Source organism: Paenibacillus sp. EKM212P (assembly GCF_011066115.1).
Lineage (GTDB): Bacteria > Bacillota > Bacilli > Paenibacillales > Paenibacillaceae > Paenibacillus > Paenibacillus polymyxa_B.
In genome coordinates, this window is sequence record NZ_JAAMNR010000001.1 from 969,932 (window position 1) to 992,152 (window position 22,221).

Here is a 22,221-nt window from a genome sequence, read left to right on the forward strand (position 1 = left end):
CACCCTTTCTGCGCTAAATCCACAAATGCACCAGCAAATCAATGGCTTTAATACCGACAAACGGTACGACCATACCGCCCAGACCGTAAATCAGCAAATTCCGTCCCAGCAGGCGATCCGAGCTCATCGGCTTATACTTCACGCCCTTCATGGCCAGCGGAATCAGAAGCGGAATAATAACCGCGTTAAAGATCAGCGCCGACAAAATAGCGGACAGCGGGGAGCCAAGCCCCATGACGTTCAAAGCGCCCATTTGTGGAATGGCCAGCATGAACATCGCCGGGATGATGGCAAAATATTTGGCAACATCGTTCGCAATGCTGAACGTTGTCAATGCTCCGCGCGTCATAAGCAGCTGCTTGCCGATCGCGACCACCTCAATAATTTTGGACGGATCGGAATCCAGGTCCACCATATTAGCTGCTTCTTTGGCCGCGACTGTGCCGCTATTCATGGCAAGACCGACATCCGCTTGCGCCAGCGCAGGTGCATCATTGGTACCGTCTCCGGTCATGGCAACCAGCTTACCCTGTTCCTGCTCACGTCGGATAACCGCGATTTTGTCCTCCGGCTTGCTCTCAGCTACAAAGTCGTCCACTCCCGCTTCCCGTGCAATTGTAGCTGCTGTCAACGGATTATCTCCGGTACACATGATCGTACGGATACCCATTTCCCGGAGCTGATCAAACCGTTCCTTCATGCCTGGCTTCACTGTATCTTTCAAATAAATAATGCCGTATATCTGATCATCCAGCGCGACTGCCAGCGGTGTACCTCCTTCTGAGGCTACCTGATTCGCTTTTTCCTCCAGATCGACTGGAACACTGCCGTTTTGCGATACGATCCATTGCCGAACAGAATCCACCGCGCCCTTGCGTACCTTTCGTCCATCGGCCAGATCCAGACCACTCATCCGTGTCTCCGCCTTGAATTCGATAAAGGTTCCACCTGCTGCCAAGGATGCATCCAACATATGCTCCTGTTTGCGCATCAACTCGAGAACCGAGCGGCCCTCTGGCGTCTCATCCTTCATAGAGCTAATCGCTGCCCACTTCACTAACTCTGCCTTCTCCACGCCCTCCACAGGCACGAATTCACTCGCCATTCGGTTACCGAAGGTGATTGTACCTGTTTTATCCAGAATCATCGTGTTGATATCCCCAGAAGCTTCTACCGCCTTGCCTGACATGGCCAGTACGTTAAACTGGGTGACCCGGTCCATACCGGCAATCCCGATGGCTGACAGCAGTCCTCCAATCGTAGTTGGGATCAGACAGACTAGCAACGAAATCAGCACAGGAACAGGCAAATCAATGTTAAAATGACGGGCAATCGGTGCTAGCGTAACCACCACAATTAAAAAGATAATCGTCAAGCTAATCAGCAAAGTGTTCAGTGCAATCTCATTCGGCGTTTTTTGCCGCTGTGCGCCTTCCACGAGCGAAATCATTTTATCAATAAATGTCTCGCCCGGCTCTGTCGTAATCCGCACCTTAATCCGGTCACTGACCACTCGCGTCCCGCCAGTTACCGAGCAAAAGTCACCACCCGATTCCTTGATGACCGGAGCCGATTCTCCCGTAATTGCAGATTCATCCACCGAAGCCAGACCTTCAATGACCTCACCATCGCTTGGAATCATTTCGCCCTGGGAGACAATAACCACGTCCCCCTTACGCAATTCGGTTGAGCTAACCACCTGAATGTCATTTCCGATGAGTTTGTTAGCTTGTGTATCCTGCTTGGATTTTTTTAAAGAGGCAGCTTGTGCCTTACCCCGCCCCTCCGCGAGCGCTTCGGCAAAATTAGCAAAAAGCAACGTAAACAACAGAATAACAAACACGGCCAGGTTAAAGCCCATTTCCTTGCCAGTTCCAAAATAACCGGGAACCAGTAACATGAGCAGCACGACCAATGTACCGATCTCCACGACGAACATGACAGGATTTTTCATCATAATCATCGGATTTAATTTTATAAAGCTATCCTTGATCGCATGCTTCAAGATGCTTCTGTCCAGCATGTGTTTGCGCTGTTCCTTCATGATCAAACACCCCGTTCATCCATTCTCATTTTCTTCTTCACATGGTCAAAAATTCAGCAACAGGTCCCAATACGATGACGGGTAAAAAGGTCAACGCACCAATCAGCAGCACGACCCCGATCAGAATAGCTCCAAATAACTTGTTGTCCGTACGTAGTGTCCCCGTCGTCACCGGAGTCGGTGCTTTGGCATTCAACGAAGCCGCCACAGCCAACAATGCAATCATAGATACATATCGTCCGAAGAACATAACCATCCCCGTTGTCATATTCCAGAATACGTTGTTATCCGAAAGACCTTCAAATCCCGAACCGTTATTTGCGGCAGATGACGCATATTCATAGAGCACCTGAGTCAACCCGTGATAGCCAGGGTTAGTGACCGCGTCGTATCCCCAATGACTCATAAACGCAAGCGCAGTTGGGGCGAGAATGAGAAACGGATGTACCAAAATGGCAATCGCGATCAGCTTCATTTCCTTGCCTTCAATTTTCCTTCCCATAAATTCCGGAGTTCTCCCGACCATCAGTCCGCATATAAACACACCCAGAATCGCATACATCAGCATATTCATCAGCCCAACACCCTTGCCGCCAAAAATGACGTTTAGCATCATTTCTCCCAAAGCAGCCATGCCACCCAGCGGGGTTAGTGTATCATGCATATTATTGACCGAACCTGTCGTTGCCGCTGTTGTGACCGCAGTGAATAAAGCCGATTGTCCAATGCCGAAACGAACCTCTTTCCCTTCCATGCTTCCCTGAGAAGCATCCACACCCAGTGTCTGGATTAACGGATTACCTGTCTTTTCAGACACGTACGTAATGGATAGAAAAATTAGAAACAATACCATCATGGAGCTAAAAATAATCCAGCCCTGCTTACGATTACGGGCAAACAATCCAAAGGTATACGGCAACGAAGCCGGCATTACCCACATTGCCAAAATTTCCAGCACGTTCGTCCAAGGACTTGGATTTTCAAAAGGATGCGCAGAGTTAGCTCCCGCATATCCGCCCCCGTTTGTCCCCAAATGCTTGATGGACTCCAGAGAAGCAATGGGTCCCATAGAAATTTGCTGTTGTGTTCCGCTCAGCGTCGTAAGATCCGCCGTAGGCTGTAGCGTCTGTGGTACCTTCAATCCAACCAGCACCAGCGTAAGCACAAAGGCCAGCGGCAGGAAAATTCTTATAATGGCTTTAATAAAATCTTGAAAGAAATTGCCCATCCCTTCACCGCGCCGCGTCAATCCCCTCATAAAAGCCGCAGCAACCGCAAAACCGGAAGCAGCCGAAGTGAACATCATCATCGTGACGAACGCCATCTGTGTCAGATACGTAAGCCCGCTTTCTCCACTATAATGTTGGAGATTCGTATTTGTCATAAAGCTGATTACCGTATTAAAAGCTAGTGATGCTTCCATATTACTGTTTCCAGCCGGATTACCGGGAAGCATTCCCTGTAAACGCAACAGCAAGTAGCTGATCGCCACAAGCACGACATTCGTTGCAATGAAACTCATAACATACGTAGTCCAACGCATGCTCTCCAGCTTCTTCAAGCCTACTATCTTATAAATCAGCTTTTCTGTTCCGCCAAAAATCCGATCCGTCCGATTGGGTTCATTTGAGAATACATGATACATATAGGTGCCCACTGGCTTTACCAAGAGCAGCAATATGACGATCACAATTCCAATTTGAAGCAGCTCCATCCTTTATTCCTCCTTCAAAATGCTCCTGCGTTTGGAACAACAGACCTGCTTCCAGAGCACCAATTGTGTGCACACGTTTGCGAAAACCTGCTACCTATGATGCTTAATATTCAGGTCTGTTGTTCCCGCCTGCTCTATCCCCTATAGCTGACTAGAACTTTTCAGGGTTCAGGAGTGCGTAGATTAAATACATAAACACAATAGCCGTAAGCCCAAGTATAACGATCATCCTCTTCGTCCTCCTTTAGAGGTCTGCGCATCACACCAGCGTACAAACAGCAGTATCACTCCATAACTCACAGCCATGACGAGCAGCATGTATATATCCATCATGTTTATACCCTCCGTATCGGTCCTCAGATCGCCATTCTTATTTCATCATAAAATCATAAAACAACTATGTTATAAGTGCTTATCCGTTCAGCAGAAAACCCACCTCTCCGTTCAATGTGTAGATCACATGGTCCGCTCCCAATCCCCGATAAATTCCTTGTGGATTACAGCCGTGCGTAATAACATAGATCGATTCCGATGTTAGTGGTCGACATATTTGTAGGAAACGGCAAGTCAGATTCAAGCTGTTCTCGAACAAATACACACTACCAATTTCTTTTTTTGGAAAATTCCATTTTCCCGCTTGCATGGTATTGATGCGGACAATGTGCTCCACACCCATTTTTTTGAGCTGTCGTTCCTCCTGGGCGCTATTCGTTAGAACTGCAAACGCCAATTTTTTGTAAATAAGCAATTTCACAAAACTTCTGCCCGCTTCATTCGGTGCAGTGACAATAATTAACCGACCTTCCATCAGTAGCTCCTCTCCCGGTATAAAAAGACAACAAAAAGAAGCCGAAGGAAAAAGGCTTTCCTCCGGCTTCTGACATATCCATGATAAAATAAACCATGGCTGCACACGGCGGTTTGTTGCCTCTCCCTGTACGCTTACGAGGTTAGCTGTCGGATTCGGACGTGAGAGTCGCCCTATTTCTGGCACTTGACCGGAAAATTCACCCCATGAGACACACGGCAAGCCGTACAGTCTCGATTGGTTCCCCCGCTTTTGCAACTGCAAAATTCAGCGCTATAGACATTTCGTTGTTGCTTCATTCAAGTTAATTTGAAATTACGTCTTGAATCATACACCCGCGCATGGAAGACTGTAAAGCTCAACTGCGGGGTTATAAATCGGCCTTTAGAGCATAGAAGATTAATAATAACGCTTACAATGCAACTATCCTTCTCACAACTCACTCAATCTCTGTTTTTCATCCCTTTTCGAAAATGACAAGCATGTCAATATTGGCGTAGGGTAGAGCATTTTTGGCCTTTTTTTGTAAAAAGAGAAGAAAATACGCTATATGTACCAGCTAAACACCGATTGAACCCGCTTTTATAAGAAGAAACACCTTAATTCGCTCCATTTGCAGTGCGATTTACTGTTTTGAACAAAATACGATTTTACAGCGGCTAAAGGCTTAATACAGCTTTTCCAGACTTGCAACCTTACTTTGAATTGCTTACAATTTAATTGCTGAATATTGAATAAGGAGAGATACTATGACCGTTTATGAATATGATGCGCAAACCCTGCAAGGGAAACCAATTCCGTTATCCACATATGAAGGGAATGTTCTGCTTATTGTGAACACAGCCAGCAAATGTGGGTTAACCCCCCAATACAAAGCGTTACAAGAGCTATATGACCAGTACCATGAACAGGGGCTCGAAATTTTGGGATTTCCCAGCAACCAATTCGCCAAACAAGAGCCAGGTTCCAGCGAGGAGATTTCCGAGTTTTGCCAGATCAATTATGGTGTTACCTTTCCGATGTTCGCCAAGACAGATGTCAATGGCGATCAAGCGCACCCCTTATTTCGCTACCTGACCCAAACAGCTCCGGGGGTATTAGGGTCCAAAGCGATCAAATGGAATTTTACTAAATTCTTAATTACACGAGAAGGTAACGTATTTAAGCGCTATGCACCGCAAACCACTCCAGATAAGCTGGCGGGAGATATAGAGAAGCTTTTGCAGCAAAACTGATATTCTTCTTTATCACAGTTATTAAACGACCTGTTGTCTACCGTTGCTTCTGTAGCTAAAGGATATAACGAAAAATGCTTAACAAAAAAAAGCATCCCTTCACGTAAACCGTGTCAGGATGCTTTTTTAACTGGGTCTTGCATATAATGCGGTCGAGAGGACTCGAACCTCCACGGGCGTACGCCCACTACCCCCTCAAGATAGCGTGTCTGCCATTCCACCACGACCGCAAATCATAATGTATTGAGGCAACAGATTTATTATACTCTCTCATCAACTATTTGTAAACAAAAATATAATAATTATTTTCAATGTTATTTTAACTAACATATATGAGCGATAAAAATATTTAATTTGACACAACTGCCACTTAAATGTAAATATATATTACATATATTTCGTTTTTTTCGTTATCTCCAAGTAAAGAGTGAAATAATATAACATAACGATTCACTTCGAGGAGGCGAACCGTCCTGCATAAAGGCAACCGCTTGCTGAACTATGCATTATTGTTGGACCCTTTCCTACCTGTTGGTGGCTTCACCCGTTTTAACGGACTGGAGAAACTATTCCGCAGCGGACATTTGAACAGTCTACAAGACCTGGAGCATTACATGCTGGATGATTTGTATCCTCAATTTACAACCGTTGACGGCATGGCTATCAAAAGTCTGTATGTCGCCATCCAGCAGAATGACGGTTGGCGAATCGCTCTCATTGATAAGATGCTGCATACCCAACGTCCCTCCTTGCAGCATGTGAGGGAGTTGCGTCTATCCGGTCAGCGTCTACTCAAGCTGGCTAAGGCTCTTTATCCTTGGCTTGAATTTGACCAGTTGGAATCCATACTCATTCAATACAATGCGGTTGGCACACTCGCTACCGTTCACACCTGGATTAACTTCCTCCTCGGAAACGATGCAGAACAGACCGTGCACGGCTATCTTAGTGCAGCGGTATCCTTCTGTGTGGAAGATGCCTTCAAACTACTCAATCCTCCTTACGAGGAAAGGAATCCTCTTATGGAGCGTATGACCAGCGAGCTGCTCTCCGCATGGAAGAAACTTAACGAACCTGAGCCAACTGCATTTCAGCGTCGCTTTCTTCACAGACATTGGTCCAGCTCCTACATCACTCTACCTCTTTATATGAGCCATAATAGCCAATTGGATGAACCTAGACTGTTTTCCTTCTCAGGTCTATTCAAACGCCTTCCAGCATCCCCCTGATGGGTCGTTTCGCCAATGTGGCAACATCACCAAAAACACTCTGTCCCTTTCTCAGGTGACAGAGTGTTTTTTATCCACATATAACCAAAATTCACACCATTAGCAGACTCTAGACGGATTATCAGAACCGCCTAGCACTTAATTAAGTAATTAATTCAACAAAATAACGCATTTACGATTGTAAAAACACGTATAAAAGTGTATCATAGTTTCAGATGGTTAATTCTAACATGTTTACTGATGATTATTATAACACACCAATTATTCCGCAATAATCCGTAAGGGGCGATTTCTCTTGAACAACAAAATGCCTGTTACCTCCTTCGGGTGGGCCATCAAACAACGGCTTGTCGAACTTCGACTGGATCAGAAAACATTTTGTGAGACACACAATATTCCGCCTTCACGCTTGTCCAATCTGATTCACGGCACCCGCAAAGCACAAAGGTACAGAAAACAAGTTGCTGCAATTCTGAACATCGACGATAACGATTATAAGGAGGCATCGCCACTCTAAACCCAACAAGCATTCCAGTTACATATAGGTCATTCCATATCACCAAGAAACCAAATAAACCCGTAAAGCGAACCCCTCCAGTTCGTTTACGGGTTTTCAACCCAGACGATCTTTAGCCAAAAAATTATTCCGGCTTTGTTTTACCCTTCTCACTTTTTTGCTTACGGTATTTCGCAAATTCAACATATTCTAAAATAAAATTCTGTTCTTCCGTCTCAAGATCTTCTGCCTGGCAATTCAGTGGCCCCATCACTCCAAAAAAATAAGCAGCCTTCTGCTCCTGAAGTACGCCTTCCCCTGGCTTAATCCCTTTCATTAACCAATCAAGCGATACATTAAAAAAGTCCGAAATCTGAATCAAATGGGTGGTACCCGGCGTTGTTTTACCTCTTCTCCAATCACCGAGATTCCCTGAACTGATTTTAAGTTTTTCGCAAAATGCCTTCTTGGTCATTCCGCGATCCTTAATCAAAGCTTCAATCCGCTGATAAATAGTTTGATCTCCCAAAATGTTTCCCCTCCGACACAGTAACTTTTTCTGAAATAATTTTCATTCTTCAGCCTTACTCATTAGTAATCCTCATCAAATCCTAAGCAACCATTATCCCATAGTAGAATTGCGCTGATTTTTCTCTTTACGAAAGCGGGTAAATTCAATATACTCAAGTATAAAATTTCTTTCCGCCTCACTTAGCGGTTCCTCCTGGCAATTCAGTTGCCCTGAAGCGTCAAAAAAATAAGGGTCTTGCGACTCCTTCAGCACCTCACCCTGTACATCTCGACCCAGCATAATCCAATCCAGACTGGCATCAAAAAAAGAAGCGATTTCAATGAGTTTATTCGTGCCCGGCGTCGTTTTTCCTCTTTTCCAATCCCCGAAGTTCCCTGTACTAATGCCTAACTGCTGGCAGAACGCCTTTTTCGTCATTCCCCGTTCCTTGATGAGTTCCTCAATGCGATGGTAAATAGATTGCATAGAAGTTCCTTCCTCCCTAGCAGGCTCTCAAATAACGATATCATGTTCTCTGTTCCCATTTCAAAGATCACGTATGCTAAAATTACCGAATTATGTATGTTGGTTTCCATTATACCACAACACGCAACAAAAACCGCCTGTTTTCCGAAGAAAGGGCGGTCTTTAAGCCAGTTCACTTACGCCAATCACGTAGTAGCGTTGTCGATTTTAAGTAAGATATGCTTCAATTCATTCAAAGTTTCACTCAGATGCAATAAATCTTCTTCTGGCAGATACACCAGTCTTTCTTGAATTTTATTGGAGAAGGTATGAAATACCTGTTCACAAAAAGCATCGCCTTCCTGTGTAATCGCCACATTCACGACTCTGCGATCCGAATCACACGACTGGCGGTCAGCCAACCCATGCTCCACCAGTTTGTCCAGAAGAGGAGTCATGTTCGGACGTGAGACATTGAGCTGTTTGGATAAATCAGATACCGTAGACAAGCGCACCTCACGCAGAAGCAGTAATACCTGAAAGTTATTAGGCGACAAGTGTAATGGTAAATCGAGCGGACCGTAGGTGAAAAATTTCTTCTTCACAATCGGAAACAAGCCCAAAATATTTTCTGATATATTTCCTAACAGTTGAGTGTCCATATTTTTCACCGTCACTTCATAAGTTTATACTTATCATTCTATAACATTATGGCATTATATTATACTATGGAATCATTATTTCATCATAATCATTACTTTATTACATCACTACACAAATAAAAAAAGCCTCTACCGCGAGAGACTTTTCCGTTTATTCCATTGATGCGGTCGAGAGGACTCGAACCTCCACGAGCGTACGCTCACTACCCCCTCAAGATAGCGTGTCTGCCATTCCACCACGACCGCATAACAAAATATAAATGGTGAGCCATGAAGGACTCGAACCTTCGACACCCTGATTAAAAGTCAGGTGCTCTACCAACTGAGCTAATGGCTCATGCTGTTCATCCAAGCTGTCCGCCATTAGACCAGACCTCAGGAATTTCCCTTAAGCATGCAACATGTAGTCTATAAAGACAACAATGACCCGTAGGGGATTCGAACCCCTGTTACCTCCGTGAAAGGGAGGTGTCTTAACCCCTTGACCAACGGGCCTTATTATTATGCGCCAACTTGGCGACAAGAAAGAGTATATCAAATAGAATAACGAATGGCAATACTTATTTTTAAAAATTTAAAATAAGCTGTTTTTTATAAATGTAAAATGCATATTTACTTACACAATATCATCTGAATCACTTAAATCCTGAAATACATCGATAAATGATTGCATTTTCACTTACATTTACTTATAATCACTTACGAGAGATACCGAATTAATTATATATTAGAGGAGCTTTCTATGTATCAGGAAGAACGAATGTTAAAAATCGTTGATTACTTACAGCTTCACAAGCGTATTTCGGTGGATGATATTTGTGATTTTTTTAATGTATCACGGGATACGGCCCGTCGAGACCTGGTAAAACTTGAGGAACATCAAAAAATTATTCGCACCCGCGGCGGCGCTATTCTCCCTTCACTCCATCACAATCCAATTGGAAATTATAACGAAAGACTGCTCACTCTATCTGCAGAAAAGCAAGCGATCGGACAGCTGGCCGCCAATATGATACGTAACAAGGATCACATCATATTGGATTCCTCTACGACTGTGCAGGCGTGTGCAGAAAAAATAAATATGCAGGAATGCTCAGTCATCACCAATTCTATTAATCAAGCTGACGTGCTATCCGGAAAAGACGGTGTCTCCATTCATCTCCTGGGAGGTCGCCTGCAAAAAGAACACCGCTACGTATATGGCTCCTCCGTCATCGCCACCTTGTCCCACTATTTTGTGGACAAAGCCTTTATTGGGGTTGGAGGTATAGCCTCCCATGGACTGAGTGTAATTCATGAAGAGGACGGTATGCTGATGCATCAAATGATGAAACAGGCAGATCAGGTGATCATCCTTGCGGACCATTCGAAATTCGGAATCAATTTTCCATATCGTTTTGCCGATCTGTCTGAAGTTAATATCGTGATTACCGACAGATTGCCAGAACCAGCGATGCTGGAAATTTTGCAACATTATGATGTTGAAGTTGTTGTACCCTCATAAAATATGAAACTGCTTAGCTAGAACTCAAGGTTTATCACAGAGATATCGAAAGACAGGAGTTGGAGAGAAATGAAACTGTTTGCGATTGATATGGATGGAACACTGCTGAACGAGGAAGGAAAAATAAGCAAAGTGAACGCGGAGGCTATACGCCAAGTACAGCAGCAAGGCGTTCAGGTGACAATTGCCACTGGTAGAGCCGCTTATGACGCCTGGACGAAGCTAGAGGAAGCAGAGCTTATAACTCCAGTCATTGGAGCAAACGGTGCAACCGTACACGATGTGCATCGTCGTCAGTTAACCTCTACTCCTATGGGCCGCAGTGAAACGTTTGAAGTGCTGAGTTGGCTGCATAACAACGACTTTTACTATGAGGTCATGACAGACCGCGCTATTTATTCTCCACAAAACGGACATCAGCTACTTGCTGTTGAAATGGACCGCTTGCTGAGTGCCAACCCGGATATTTCGCTGGATACTTTATTACATGCAGCTGAAAAACAATATGAACAGACTGGACATACCCGGATCGCTTCATATGAGGACATTCCACTGGATGTAGAGATTTATAACGTGCTCTGTTTCTCCTTTGATCAAGCCAAATTAGAGCGGGGCCGTGAGCGTTACCGAGGTTTTCAGGGCCTGAACATGGTCATCTCTTCAGACCGTAACTTTGAAGTCGAGCATAGGGATGCGTCTAAAGGTAATGCATTGCGTTATTTGGCGAATCATCTGAGCATTCCCATGCAGGAAGCCGTAGCGATTGGGGACAGCTACAATGATATCTCCATGCTGACGATGGCAGGAACAGGCATTGCCATGGGCAATGCAAAAGACGACATCAAGGCCGTCTGCTCCCAAGTGACTCTGACTAATGCGGAAGATGGCGTCGCTCATGCTCTGTTGAACATACTCAAGACAGTCGAGGCTGACACCGTGAAATAGAAGTCATTGGCTGCGTACAAGACAGGCTAACGCCGCTTCATGCTGTACGCAGCACGTCCCCTCTTCATTTAAACGATTTCAGTCCACCGTTATTCTCAAAGCAGATATAGACGAAAAGGACGCTCGCAAGCATCATTACAATGCATACGAGCGTCCTTTTTCTACTTAAAATACCAACGGAGAGAGAGGGATTCGAACCCTCGCACCGCTTTCGCAGCCTAACCCCTTAGCAGAGGGTCCCCTTATAGCCACTTGGGTACCTCTCCATGGCTCCCCGAACAGGACTCGAACCTGTGACAACTCGATTAACAGTCGAGTGCTCTACCAACTGAGCTATCAGGGAACATTACTGTAAATTATCTTACAGTATGGTTAATTTACCATGATTCAGGGGGTGCCGTCAAGTGCCAACAGGCGAAGCTTACCTCCACATTTCCCACAGCGATACCGCTGAGGATTCATCTTACGCTTGCGCATATACTCCTGCTGACAGGAAACGCATACTAGCTTGTAACGATAAGGCTGAGGCTTACGTTCTTTTCTTCCCGGCAGAGTCTGACAATGCCTGCTTCCTCCTACACGGGCCAGCCATGCTTTGAAGTCAGCATCTCGATGCTGATAGCCCATCCCGCGCAAATGCAAATGATAATGGCACAGCTCATGCTTAATAATTTTCTCCACCTCAGAACGTCCGTAAGCTGCGAGTTGATGTGGATTAATTTCAATATGATGACTTTTCATAAAATACCTACCACCTGTGGAAGACAAGCGCGCATTAAAGGTGGCTTGATGTCGAAACGGCACGCCGAAGCTCTCCAGCGAAATGCGCTCTACCCATTCTTGAAGCTCTTCATTACTCATAGAACGGCTCATTGAATGGTTCATTGAATTGCTCAGGGACTTGGACTCCATCCTAACGGTCTCTCCTCCTTTGCTCCTTACTGACAAGCATATTATAAAATAACAACCGAAGTCTAACCCCCAATTCATAAGCACACTTTAGGTACCCACCCCATATGCTAAACATACAGATGTAACGCAGAGGAGGAGATCGGCTTGCCTCAATGGCTCAGCAACCAGCTCATGCGGGCCTTTTACAAAAAGGACCGACGCCAAATTAAACTGTTGAACGATTGTTGGTTTTTTTATCATAAAGCACCTGGCGTGGAGTTCGATGCCAACAACGGGTAAAAGCTAAAGGCATCCAAAAATGAAAGCCGGAATCTCCGATACAGTTCGGAGATTCCGGCTTTTGTTAACCCTTCACAAGAAGGTTGTACAGCTTTATTTAAAGTATTATGCCTGCGATTGCGCCTCTGCAGGAGGTTTCATCGTCAGACCAACCCTGCCTTTTTTCAAATCAACATTCAACACCCACACCGTTACGTTATCACCGACAGATACGACATCCATCGGATGCTTTACGAAGCCACTGCGCAGCTGTGAAATATGAACCAACCCGTCACTTTTAATACCGATATCGACAAACGCACCAAAATCAATGACATTGCGGACCGTTCCCTGAAGCTCCATACCCGGTGCCAGATCCTCGATCTTCAGCACATCCTTGCGGAATACCGGCAACGGCAGCTCGTCACGTGGGTCACGGCCCGGACGCTGGAGGCTGTCCAGAATATCCTTCAGTGTCGGCACGCCGACTTCCAGCTTGGCGGCCAGTTCGTCAATGTTGGACACACTCAGTGCTTCCATTGCACTCTTAGTACCCAGATCGTGAGCGCTGATGTTCAGTTCCGCCAACAGGCGGTCTACGACAGCATACGATTCAGGGTGAATCGGTGTGCGGTCCAGTGGATTTTCTCCACCCGGTATACGGATAAAGCCTACAGATTGCTCGTAGGTTTTTGCACCAAGACGCGGCACCTTCTGCAACTGACGACGGTTGCTGAATTTTCCGTTTTCCTCACGGTACTTAACGATGTTTTTGGCAATCGTCGCGTTGATCCCTGCTACATAGGATAACAGCGCAGAGGAAGCCGTGTTCACATCCACACCGACATGGTTAACGGCTGATTCGACAACGTCCTTTAAGCTTTCATCCAGATGTTTCTGCGACACATCATGCTGGTATTGGCCTACACCAATAGCCTTCGGCTCAATCTTGACCAACTCAGCCAGCGGGTCCTGCACACGACGTGCGATGGAAGCCGCACTGCGCTCAGCCACGTCCAAATCGGGAAATTCCTCCTGTGCCAGCTTGGAGGCAGAATATACGCTCGCGCCCGCCTCATTGACGATCAGATACGCTAGACTGCTGTCACCAATGTCCGCGATGACTTCCGCTACGAATTGCTCTGTCTCGCGCGAAGCGGTTCCGTTACCAATGACAATCAATTCAATCCCGTATTTGGCAATCAGCTGCTTGAACTTTTCAGCAGCCTCGCGCTTCTTGTTGTTCGGCGGTGTCGGATACGTCACTGCCACTTCCAGCAGCTTGCCGGTGTCATCGACAACCGCCAGCTTACAGCCTGTCCGATAGGCCGGATCGACACCGAGCACACGTCGGCCCTTGATCGGAGCCTGTAGCAACAGACTGCGCAAGTTGCCTGCAAAGATGGAGATGGCCTGCTGCTCGCCCTTCTCCGTCATTTCAGCGCGTACTTCACGCTCGATAGATGGCGCGATAAGTCTTTTATACGCATCCTCAATGACACTGCGCAGCAGCTCCTCCACGACAGACGATCCTTTAATCACTTGACCTGCCACGTAATTGTAGATGGAATCTGGCACTACCTCCAGACCAACCTTAAGAATGCCTTCCCGCTCTCCGCGATTAATCGCCAGAATACGGTGAGGTGGCATTTTCTTAGCGAGCTCACGATGGCTGTAGTAGTTCTCATACACGGATTCTTGCTCCGCGTCCTTCGCTTCGGAGGTCAACATACCATGGTCCAGCGTATATCGGCGTACCCATTGGCGAATAGCCGCATCATCCGCTATATTTTCAGCTAAAATATCCAAGGCTCCTTGGATGGCCGCCTCGGCGCTGTCCACTCCCAGTTCCGCATTTACATAAGACTCGGCTTCTTTCAGAGCATCGCCCTGCTTCGGCTGGCTCCAGATCCAGATGGAGAGCGGCTCCAGTCCCCGTTCCTTTGCTACACTGGCGCGGGTTTTGCGCTTTTGCCGATACGGACGGTACAGATCCTCCACTTCCTGAAGTTTAACCGCAGAGGTGATAGCAGCCTGCAGGTCTTCCGTCAGCTTGCCCTGCTCATCAATAATGCGGATGACCTCTACCTTACGATCCTCCAGATTACGCAAATACACCACACGATCTTCAATTTCACGCAGCTGATTTTCATCCAGCTCTCCTGTCATTTCCTTACGATAACGCGCGATAAAAGGAATTGTATTCCCTTCATCCAACAAACTGATCGTTGTCCGGATTTGCTTGAGTGCCAGCGACAGCTCTCTCGCCACTTGTTTGACAATCCGCTCTTGGCGTTCTGCTTCGTTCGGCTCCTGCCGGATTTCCGTCTTCGTTTCCTCGTTAGACAAACCTATCCCTTCTTCCTCACAGCTCTTGTCTTACACCATGTCTTTCATTATCACAAAAAATGATTCAAAGCGCCAGCAGGTGACGTTAAAGCAAGCCCTACCTGCATTTTTCATCGGACACACAAAAGGACAGCGCCCAAGCGCTGCCCTTTTCCCGTTTCACTCGTCGTTCCATCACGCTAAAAATCAATCAAACCGAGACTGATTTGTAGCGAATCGCTCACTTTGCGCATGGTTTCTTCATCTAAATGGGTGATTTTGTCGGTAAGCCTTTGCTTGTCGATCGTCCGAATTTGCTCCAGAAGAACAACAGAATCACGATCAAAGCCATGCGTCGCCGCGTCGATTTCCACGTGTGTAGGCAGCTTTGCCTTCTGAATCTGGGCGGTGATGGCTGCTACGATCACAGTAGGACTAAACCGGTTGCCGATATCATTTTGAATGATCAGCACAGGTCTGACGCCACCTTGCTCGGAACCGACTACGGGTGAAAGGTCTGCAAAAAAAACGTCGCCGCGCTTTACGATCAATATGGATTACACCCCGCTAACTGTACGGCCCAAGGTGCTGTTTGCATCTTCCTCCGCGTGAAAGGCTTCGGATGCCATGGTTAAGTTAATTTTAGCCATTTCCATGTATCCACGCTGCATAGCTTCACGAATGTAACGTTTTTTACGTTCGCCTACATACAGCTTCATGGCCTGCCTAATAAATTCACTGCGGTTGGAATTTTCCATAGCTACGATCCCGTCCACTTCCTGCAAGAGATGATCTGGCAAACTGATCATTATTCTTTTGGTGTTCTGCAAATTGGCCAACTTCTCTTCCACCCCCAAAACCTTGTCGCCATTGTACCATTATAACGTTATTCCCGGTAATTTATTCAAACGGAATACAAGAGAATGTATATGATATTCGTATATCATCTATGCTGCATTCCATTATAAACTACGCAGTTCGTTTTCGTACAGGCGTTTGATCCCCGAAATACAAGTGTCAGCGGAGCCTGATGCGTCTTTTGACAGTTATAGCGCTCTTTTCTTTCCTTTGTATCATATTTCGGGACGTTCTGCGAAAACTCCTGCTTTTATTCGGTAATTTGCGTTATGAAATTAATTCCAGCGGGTTGGAAGAAGCGAGTTCACTCGAACAACAGGAACATGACCTCGTGTGTATACACGCGGTACCCTGTCTGCGATCATGCAGATCACCTCATAGTGGATCGTACCAAGCTTGGATGCCAGCTCATCCGCCGCGATAGTTTCGCCGGACTGCTGACCGATGAGAACAACCTCTTCGCCGGTTTGGATTTCTTCCGCATCTTCTGCGAAAGATTGTAAGGATACCATACACTGGTCCATGCAAATCGTGCCGAGTACCGGGACGCGGCGACCGCGTATCAATACTTCGATCTTCCCACTCAGCATGCGGGAGTATCCATCCGCATAGCCGATTGGCAGTGTACCGATCCGTTCTTCACTGGAAGTCACATACCGGGTGCCATAGCTAACTCCCCAGCCGGGAGGAAGCGTCTTGGTATAAACCACCGCCGTCTTCAATGACAATACAGGCAGCAGTTCAATGGCTTGCCGGTTAACCTCATCAGACGGGTACAGACCGTATATACTGATACCAATCCGCACCATATTGGGGGAAAGAGAAGGGGTATCAATGGTAGCGGCGCTGTTGGCCGTATGTATAATGGGAATGGTGATACCTTGTTCCCTTAGCGCTTCCGCCACGCCCCGAAACCGATCATATTGTAGCAGTGTATAGCTTTTGTCTTCTTCATCCGCGCGGGCAAAATGGGTGTACATGCCTTCCAGCAGCACTTGCTCTAATTCATGAGCCTGCCGGACAAAAGCCATAGCCTCTTCTCCAGGCAGCAAACCCAGTCTTCCCATGCCGCTGTCTATTTTGATGTGCACCTTCAACTTGCGTTCGTTTCCTTGGCGGTCCAGTCTGCGGATACCCTCCAGCACTTCCTCACTGAACACTGTCAATGAGATATCATGATCCCAAGCCGTTTGTACAGCTTCCGGTGAGGTGTAACCAAGTACTAGAATTGGTAGCTGAACCCCTGCATGACGAAGCTCCAACGCTTCATCCAGAAAAGCGACGCTCAAATAATCCGCACCAAGGCGTTCCAATTCCTTTGAAATTTCCACGGCGCCGTGTCCGTAGGCATTAGCCTTGACACAGACCAGTATCAGCTTATCCGCTGGCAATGCCTTGCGAAAAGCTTCATAGTTGGCGCCAAGGTGATCCAGGTTGATTTCGGCCCGGGTCGATCTGTATTGTGCTTGCAAATCCAGTCACCTTCTTCAATTGTTAGCCTGTAACATAACCTTTTACCATTCGGAGTGTGGCAAAGTTCTTGCTTCCAAAGGTTAATGGTAATGTTCAAAAACGTGGCTGTCAAATGGCAGGAGAAGTTTGCCAGCATCCTCTACAATGAACACGACATACAAGCGGTGCACATCCTAGACCGCGAATGAACAAAAGACGGATACGGGCGGCAGCAGAGCATTTTTACACTCTAGACCGTCTGCATCCGTCTATAAAGTTTTATTTACCCGATTGATCCTGTATAGAAGCGGCAATTTGTATCATTTCGCTCAAAGGCAGGTCAGCACTGGTGATTCTGAACTCGATTCCGTCATTCATCCAGGTCATCGTCTGCTGTTCGCTTCCGGTCAGAACGGCAAAGCTTCCTCCAATATCAACCAGTTCGCCTGCGGCTAGTGCGACTGCCCGATCTTTTGGGCGCGCCTCCACAATGGTATAATTATACGTTCCACTATACCGCAGCATCACGGCATGTGTACCATTATCCTCCAGCTCCGGCGTATCCTTGATCTGTACTCCGGCTGGCGTGTAGGATGGTTCGATCAAGCCGAACTCACCCATCACTGCTTCTGCTGCATCTGTTCCCGCTGATGTTCCGTTTGCGGCATCCGATGTGCCTGGTGTTTGTTGCTGCGCATCTGCGTTGGCTGCTGCGTCTGGTTTGGAAGTATCATTTGTGGCAGTACCGTCCACCTTCGCTTCCCCTGACGGCTGCTGAACTGCATCCCCTGCTGTTCCCTGCTCTTGTCCGGGTTCGCCAGACGTCACGCCAGTCGTCCCATCTATCGCACCGGAAGGATCAAGCTGACCGCTGGGCTCCACTGCTCCGGAAGATGGCGCCCCTTCGCTACCCGTACTCGTCTTACCTGAAGCCATGTTCCGCTCCATATCAAAAGAGTCTTTGTCAAACTTCGTATCAAAAGCAAATTGATCGAATTTCAGATCAACAACTACCTTGGCATTCGCATCAGACACCTGTACCTGAGTCGGTGCATAGTCATTTTTGGACAGCCATATCTTTTGTCTCACCAGCGCATGGCTGTTGTAATTCGCTGCCACCTCAAACACATAGGATTTATCGTCGGTAGCCAACTGACGGGAGGCATCGCCGATAATGCTGCGAACCAACGTTTCATATAAATATACTTGACCCTGATTGTTTGGCCAGTCGCTTTTGAAACGGAAGCTTTTGTTCAGGCTGGGTGTCAGTACAAATACACCCTCATCATTACGAAGCACAATTTGCGTAACATCCTTTTTCTCGTTCGTCATGGCAATTCGGTAATAGGACGGCTTGCGGTAGGAAATATCCACCTTGTATTCCTGCGGCGTGTCGCCGGTATGCAGCGTCATCAAAGCTGTACCGTGGTAGCTGTTCAGGTCGCTCACCACGTCACTCAAATCTTTAACCACATCGTCCGCGCTCTTCTTGCCGCACCCGGCCAGCAGCAGCGTTACACACATGACCATGGCAAGCATCCATGAAATCCGGCGCATGTCATCAACCCCTTCAGCACATGTTTTAAATGAATTAGTACATGTCTATGAAGAACTTGTTCGATTTATGCAGACTGGCATGACAAGCTTGCGCGTATCCTAATGATTTCGTCTTTTTCTCTCCTTCTAGCGCAATATCATGATCTGCATTTTTAATGCTGTCGTACCCCACGTAACACAAAAATATAGCTCCAATGAGCCACATGATCACCTGTACAACAGATAATGACAAATCAATAAAATTTGAAGCCTGAAATGAGCTGAGAACACATGAGACTTATTTTGTACAAAATCGGATTTATTGACCAAGTTTGTCCATTGAGTATTGAGGGTTCAGCGCTTATCATTGCTTTTGTGATAATAATTCTCATTTACAAAATTCTGAATCATTCTATTATACGGAGGTTGTTATGGTCAACAAGAACTCGACAATCAACAAAAATTCTACTCGACAATACACTGCTCTGATCTACCTTTTCTTTCTTATGGGGGCATTGCTGCTGGGATGCGGTGCATCTGACAATCAGACTGCAAGCAGCAACACAACAGCATCTACAAAAACATCGGAAGCTACCACAACTCGTGACTACACAGACTATAAGGGACATACAGTGAAGATTCCTACGACTCCCCAACGCATTGCTTATTTTGGAGAAAACTACGGGGATTTATTGGTTTTAGGCGTACAAGCTGTAGGTACATCGACTTTTATGATTGAAGGCAAGGTTTATGAGAAGCAGGTTCAGAACGTGGCCGATCTGGGCTTTCCAATTAATTTGGAAAAAGCCTTGGAACTACAGCCTGACCTGATCATTACCGCCGATACGGATGAAAAGCAATACGCAGCGTTAACAAAAATTGCACCTACAATTATGTTCGATACCTTTGCCCCGTTAAACGAACGTTTGCTGCATCTCGGAGACATTGTGAACAAGAAAAAGGCTGCTGAAGATTGGCTTGCCCAATATAAAATAAAGGAAGCAGAGATGTGGACCAAGCTTCACGCAGAGGGTGTTAAGGCGGGGGAAACAGCTTCAGTCTTTACCTACTATCCAGGTGATCGTTTATTCGCAATGGGACGGACAGGACTGTCACAAATACTGTATGAAAAGAATGGTTTCAAACCTACCCCTCCTATCCAGAAAGCCCTGGATGAAGACAAAGGATTTGTGCAAATATCTCAGGAAGTGATCGGACAATACGCTGGAGACCGGATTTTCATACTAAGAACACCAAGTTCAGAAGCCCAACAATCCACCGAACAGTTAATGAAAAGCAAGCTGTGGCTCCAGCTCCCTGCTGTCCAACAGGGGCATGTGTACACTCAGGATATTGGCAAAACTGAAAGTGATGCTTCCACTCGAGAATGGCTGCTGGAGGAATTGCCCAAGCTCATCAAATAAAATTGGAGAAGCTTATCGACACTTGTTGATAGCTTCTTTTTTGTTGAACCTAAAGGAGGTATACTTATACATACATGATAACCATTCTCAATAAAAGGAGCAATACCGTGAACCAGTCTCCGTCGTCCGTATATCCTCCCCCGTTCAGTTCACTGCTTTTTCATTTTAAAGAAATTGCGTTGATTGGTGAGCCTACCTATGAATTATTATCACGTCCCAATTCATATCACTGTCTGCTTATGTTCGTCGGTGGGACAGGTATGGTGGACATTGGCTCAGAGCAGTATCTATTCCATACAGGTCATGGATATTGGCTAGCTCCAGGTGAATCCCATCAAATCGCTCCCCTGAATGGAACTGTGCCCGAATACTACAAAATCACGTTTGAGGTCATCGCTTTGCCGTCAGAACCACAAGCGGACATAGCCTTGGGTGAACACGCAGTACGTATGCCATCCCTATATCATGGACCTGTCCTGCCGAGACCGCGCGAATGCATCGTCTCCTCTTCTTCCTCCAAACTTATTCAGTTGACTGAAGAGCTATTTCATAGTACCCAACAAACGATACAGCCGCATAACCAGATATCTGTATTACGGCAGCAAATTATGTTTCAAAAGTTGCTCTTGCTGTGGCAGGAAGACCACACCCATATTGATCAAAATAATACCTCTAATCCGGCATTGCCAGCATCGGTAGAAGGCACTCTCTCATATATGGAAAACAACTATGAAAAGCCCATTACCGTCAAACAACTTGCCGAGCAGGCGAACGTTTCCATATGGCAATACTCACAAATGTTTCGTAAAATCACAGGCAAAAAGCCGCTGCATTACCTCACTGAGCTGCGCTTGAATCATGCCAAGCGGCTGCTGCTGGATTGCAAACGGCCTTTACGTGAAATTGCCCGTCAGGTTGGTTTCTCTGACGAATATTATTTTAATCGACGGTTTAGGCAAATGACCGGGATTCCCCCTGGCAAGTACGCGCTTTCTGTCTCCAGTTCTGTGCGCGTCAAGGATTGGACGGGTCACCATATTCATATTCCGCGCCGAGCAAGCCGCATCATCTATCATGGAGAAACGATGGGCGATCTATTGGCATTAGGGGCCAAAGCCATCGGTGGAAGTCTGCGACTCAGTGAATACAGCGTCTATAAACATCGTCTTGTGAATGTCGTCGATGTGGGCCTTCCCCTGGATATTCGCTTGACCAGCGCTCTTGATCCCGATCTAATTATCATCGCCAATTCGGATGAACAGGAATATGAGCGCATTGCCAGTATCGCTCCCACCGTCACCTTCAACTCCTTCGCCACGCTGGAGGAACGGATGCGTACACTTGGCGCCTGGCTCGGTAAGGAGCGGGAGGCCGAACGCTGGTTGTCTACCTTTACAGCCCGCAATCTGGCAATGTGGCAGCAGCTCGGTACGCAAATCACAGCCGGAGAAACGGCCTCCGTCTTCATCTTCGATCATGGTGATCGGCTCTTTGTCATGGGTATGTCTGGATTCTCGTCGGCCCTCTACCACCCACAGGGCTTTCAGCCCGTTGAGCCGATCCAAAAGGTGCTCGACGCGGAACAAGGCTTCGCAGAAATAGATCCGAACGAATTGCCTGATTACGCCGGGGACCGCATTTTTATGCTTGTCCCAACAGTTCCAGAATCCAAACGTACACTGGAACGTATGATCAGCAGCCCTCTCTGGCGCAGCCTTCCTGCTGTACGTCAAGGTCGGGTATATTTCGTAGAAGCTGACCGATGGAACTGGAGCGATGCCATGACCCGGCAAAAACTGCTTACTGCCCTGCCCAAACTGCTCGTCACTTCATCCTGATA

The 22,221-nt window shown here is 46.6% G+C and carries 21 protein-coding genes, 6 tRNA genes, 1 pseudogene and 1 riboswitch; of the genes and pseudogenes, 8 read left to right on the forward strand and 20 right to left on the reverse strand.

What is annotated here, in order from left to right; translation table 11 throughout:
* Positions 1–13: 13 nt before the first annotated feature.
* The 4 genes from kdpB to G9G54_RS04590 all read right to left on the reverse strand — a co-directional run bounded on the left by kdpB (position 14) and on the right by G9G54_RS04590 (position 4,566).
* Positions 14–2,044, reverse strand: coding sequence for a potassium-transporting ATPase subunit KdpB (kdpB, locus tag G9G54_RS04575; RefSeq protein ID WP_165176320.1), 2,031 nt, complete (start codon positions 2,042–2,044; stop codon positions 14–16).
* A 37-nt stretch (positions 2,045–2,081) separates the two neighbouring features.
* On the reverse strand, positions 2,082–3,758 hold the full coding sequence (kdpA, locus tag G9G54_RS04580; protein WP_165176322.1) for a potassium-transporting ATPase subunit KdpA: 1,677 nt from the start codon (positions 3,756–3,758) through the stop codon (positions 2,082–2,084).
* Between the two features lie 151 nt (positions 3,759–3,909).
* Complete coding sequence (locus tag G9G54_RS26200; protein WP_071559652.1) at positions 3,910–3,987, reverse strand: potassium-transporting ATPase subunit F; 78 nt, start codon at positions 3,985–3,987, stop codon at positions 3,910–3,912.
* Positions 3,988–4,170: 183 nt separating this feature from the next.
* Positions 4,171–4,566 carry a hypothetical protein gene (locus tag G9G54_RS04590; protein ID WP_165176324.1) on the reverse strand — a complete coding sequence of 132 codons (396 nt, stop codon included), beginning with the start codon at positions 4,564–4,566 and terminating at the stop codon, positions 4,171–4,173.
* A gap of 115 nt (positions 4,567–4,681) precedes the next feature.
* Positions 4,682–4,849: riboswitch (cyclic di-AMP (ydaO/yuaA leader) on the reverse strand.
* A gap of 466 nt (positions 4,850–5,315) precedes the next feature.
* Between G9G54_RS04590 and G9G54_RS04595 the strand changes: the two genes are divergently transcribed.
* Positions 5,316–5,801: a glutathione peroxidase gene (locus G9G54_RS04595; RefSeq protein WP_165176326.1), complete on the forward strand. Its 486-nt coding sequence runs from the start codon at positions 5,316–5,318 to the stop codon at positions 5,799–5,801.
* A 147-nt stretch (positions 5,802–5,948) separates the two neighbouring features.
* On the opposite strand, the gene G9G54_RS04600 is transcribed toward G9G54_RS04595, so the two are convergent.
* A tRNA-Leu gene (locus tag G9G54_RS04600) sits at positions 5,949–6,031 on the reverse strand.
* Positions 6,032–6,292: 261 nt separating this feature from the next.
* Between G9G54_RS04600 and G9G54_RS04605 the strand changes: the two genes are divergently transcribed.
* The gene (locus tag G9G54_RS04605; RefSeq protein ID WP_165176328.1) at positions 6,293–7,030 is read left to right on the forward strand and encodes an urease accessory protein UreF; all 738 of its coding nucleotides are present in this window, start codon (positions 6,293–6,295) and stop codon (positions 7,028–7,030) included.
* Between the two features lie 295 nt (positions 7,031–7,325).
* Positions 7,326–7,547 carry a hypothetical protein gene (locus G9G54_RS04610; RefSeq protein WP_029516349.1) on the forward strand — a complete coding sequence of 74 codons (222 nt, stop codon included), beginning with the start codon at positions 7,326–7,328 and terminating at the stop codon, positions 7,545–7,547.
* A gap of 124 nt (positions 7,548–7,671) precedes the next feature.
* Here G9G54_RS04610 and G9G54_RS04615 read toward each other — a convergent pair whose 3' ends face one another.
* The 6 genes from G9G54_RS04615 to G9G54_RS04640 form a co-directional block, all read right to left on the reverse strand.
* Positions 7,672–8,055 (reverse strand): helix-turn-helix domain-containing protein, encoded by a 384-nt coding sequence (locus G9G54_RS04615; protein WP_165176330.1) that lies wholly within the window; start codon positions 8,053–8,055, stop codon positions 7,672–7,674.
* A 93-nt stretch (positions 8,056–8,148) separates the two neighbouring features.
* Positions 8,149–8,523, reverse strand: a complete 375-nt coding sequence (locus G9G54_RS04620) for a helix-turn-helix domain-containing protein (RefSeq protein WP_023987599.1) — start codon at positions 8,521–8,523, stop codon at positions 8,149–8,151.
* A gap of 185 nt (positions 8,524–8,708) precedes the next feature.
* Complete coding sequence (locus G9G54_RS04625; protein ID WP_165176332.1) at positions 8,709–9,164, reverse strand: MarR family winged helix-turn-helix transcriptional regulator; 456 nt, start codon at positions 9,162–9,164, stop codon at positions 8,709–8,711.
* A gap of 163 nt (positions 9,165–9,327) precedes the next feature.
* Positions 9,328–9,410: transfer RNA gene (locus G9G54_RS04630), tRNA-Leu, on the reverse strand.
* A 15-nt stretch (positions 9,411–9,425) separates the two neighbouring features.
* Positions 9,426–9,501: transfer RNA gene (locus tag G9G54_RS04635), tRNA-Lys, on the reverse strand.
* An 86-nt stretch (positions 9,502–9,587) separates the two neighbouring features.
* Positions 9,588–9,659 (reverse strand) — tRNA-Glu (locus tag G9G54_RS04640).
* A 247-nt stretch (positions 9,660–9,906) separates the two neighbouring features.
* Here G9G54_RS04640 and G9G54_RS04645 point away from each other — a divergent pair.
* Positions 9,907–10,668, forward strand: coding sequence for a DeoR/GlpR family DNA-binding transcription regulator (locus G9G54_RS04645; protein WP_165176334.1), 762 nt, complete (start codon positions 9,907–9,909; stop codon positions 10,666–10,668).
* A 69-nt stretch (positions 10,669–10,737) separates the two neighbouring features.
* Positions 10,738–11,613 carry a Cof-type HAD-IIB family hydrolase gene (locus G9G54_RS04650; protein WP_165176336.1) on the forward strand — a complete coding sequence of 292 codons (876 nt, stop codon included), beginning with the start codon at positions 10,738–10,740 and terminating at the stop codon, positions 11,611–11,613.
* A 177-nt stretch (positions 11,614–11,790) separates the two neighbouring features.
* Here G9G54_RS04650 and G9G54_RS04655 read toward each other — a convergent pair.
* The 3 genes from G9G54_RS04655 to G9G54_RS04665 all read right to left on the reverse strand — a co-directional run bounded on the left by G9G54_RS04655 (position 11,791) and on the right by G9G54_RS04665 (position 12,525).
* Positions 11,791–11,879: transfer RNA gene (locus G9G54_RS04655), tRNA-Ser, on the reverse strand.
* A gap of 1 nt (position 11,880) precedes the next feature.
* Positions 11,881–11,956 (reverse strand) — tRNA-Asn (locus G9G54_RS04660).
* A 44-nt stretch (positions 11,957–12,000) separates the two neighbouring features.
* The gene (locus G9G54_RS04665; RefSeq protein WP_165176338.1) at positions 12,001–12,525 is read right to left on the reverse strand and encodes a SprT family protein; all 525 of its coding nucleotides are present in this window, start codon (positions 12,523–12,525) and stop codon (positions 12,001–12,003) included.
* A 144-nt stretch (positions 12,526–12,669) separates the two neighbouring features.
* Between G9G54_RS04665 and cmpA the strand changes: the two genes are divergently transcribed.
* A complete protein-coding gene (cmpA, locus tag G9G54_RS04670; RefSeq protein WP_007429337.1) occupies positions 12,670–12,804 on the forward strand; it encodes a cortex morphogenetic protein CmpA in 135 nt (44 codons plus the stop codon).
* A 105-nt stretch (positions 12,805–12,909) separates the two neighbouring features.
* Here cmpA and G9G54_RS04675 read toward each other — a convergent pair whose 3' ends face one another.
* The 6 genes and pseudogenes from G9G54_RS04675 to G9G54_RS25390 form a co-directional block, all read right to left on the reverse strand.
* Entirely contained in the window at positions 12,910–15,132 is a 2,223-nt protein-coding gene (locus tag G9G54_RS04675; RefSeq protein WP_165176340.1) for a Tex family protein, read from the reverse strand.
* 179 nt (positions 15,133–15,311) lie between these two features.
* Complete coding sequence (locus tag G9G54_RS04680; RefSeq protein WP_007429335.1) at positions 15,312–15,662, reverse strand: type II toxin-antitoxin system PemK/MazF family toxin; 351 nt, start codon at positions 15,660–15,662, stop codon at positions 15,312–15,314.
* Positions 15,663–15,668: 6 nt separating this feature from the next.
* Positions 15,669–15,950: a CopG family ribbon-helix-helix protein gene (locus tag G9G54_RS04685; RefSeq protein ID WP_007429334.1), complete on the reverse strand. Its 282-nt coding sequence runs from the start codon at positions 15,948–15,950 to the stop codon at positions 15,669–15,671.
* 294 nt (positions 15,951–16,244) lie between these two features.
* Complete coding sequence (gene alr / locus G9G54_RS04690; protein WP_165176342.1) at positions 16,245–17,441, reverse strand: alanine racemase; 1,197 nt, start codon at positions 17,439–17,441, stop codon at positions 16,245–16,247.
* Between the two features lie 259 nt (positions 17,442–17,700).
* Complete coding sequence (locus G9G54_RS04695) at positions 17,701–18,978, reverse strand: outer membrane lipoprotein-sorting protein (RefSeq protein ID WP_165176344.1); 1,278 nt, start codon at positions 18,976–18,978, stop codon at positions 17,701–17,703.
* A gap of 100 nt (positions 18,979–19,078) precedes the next feature.
* Positions 19,079–19,210 (reverse strand): annotated as a pseudogene (locus tag G9G54_RS25390) (lysine transporter LysE); the annotation flags it as partial.
* Positions 19,211–19,388: 178 nt separating this feature from the next.
* Here G9G54_RS25390 and G9G54_RS04705 point away from each other — a divergent pair.
* Both G9G54_RS04705 and G9G54_RS04710 read left to right on the forward strand, forming a co-directional pair.
* Positions 19,389–20,381 carry an ABC transporter substrate-binding protein gene (locus tag G9G54_RS04705; protein WP_165176345.1) on the forward strand — a complete coding sequence of 331 codons (993 nt, stop codon included), beginning with the start codon at positions 19,389–19,391 and terminating at the stop codon, positions 20,379–20,381.
* A gap of 107 nt (positions 20,382–20,488) precedes the next feature.
* A complete protein-coding gene (locus tag G9G54_RS04710) occupies positions 20,489–22,219 on the forward strand; it encodes an ABC transporter substrate-binding protein (protein ID WP_165176347.1) in 1,731 nt (576 codons plus the stop codon).
* Positions 22,220–22,221 lie beyond the last annotated feature (2 nt).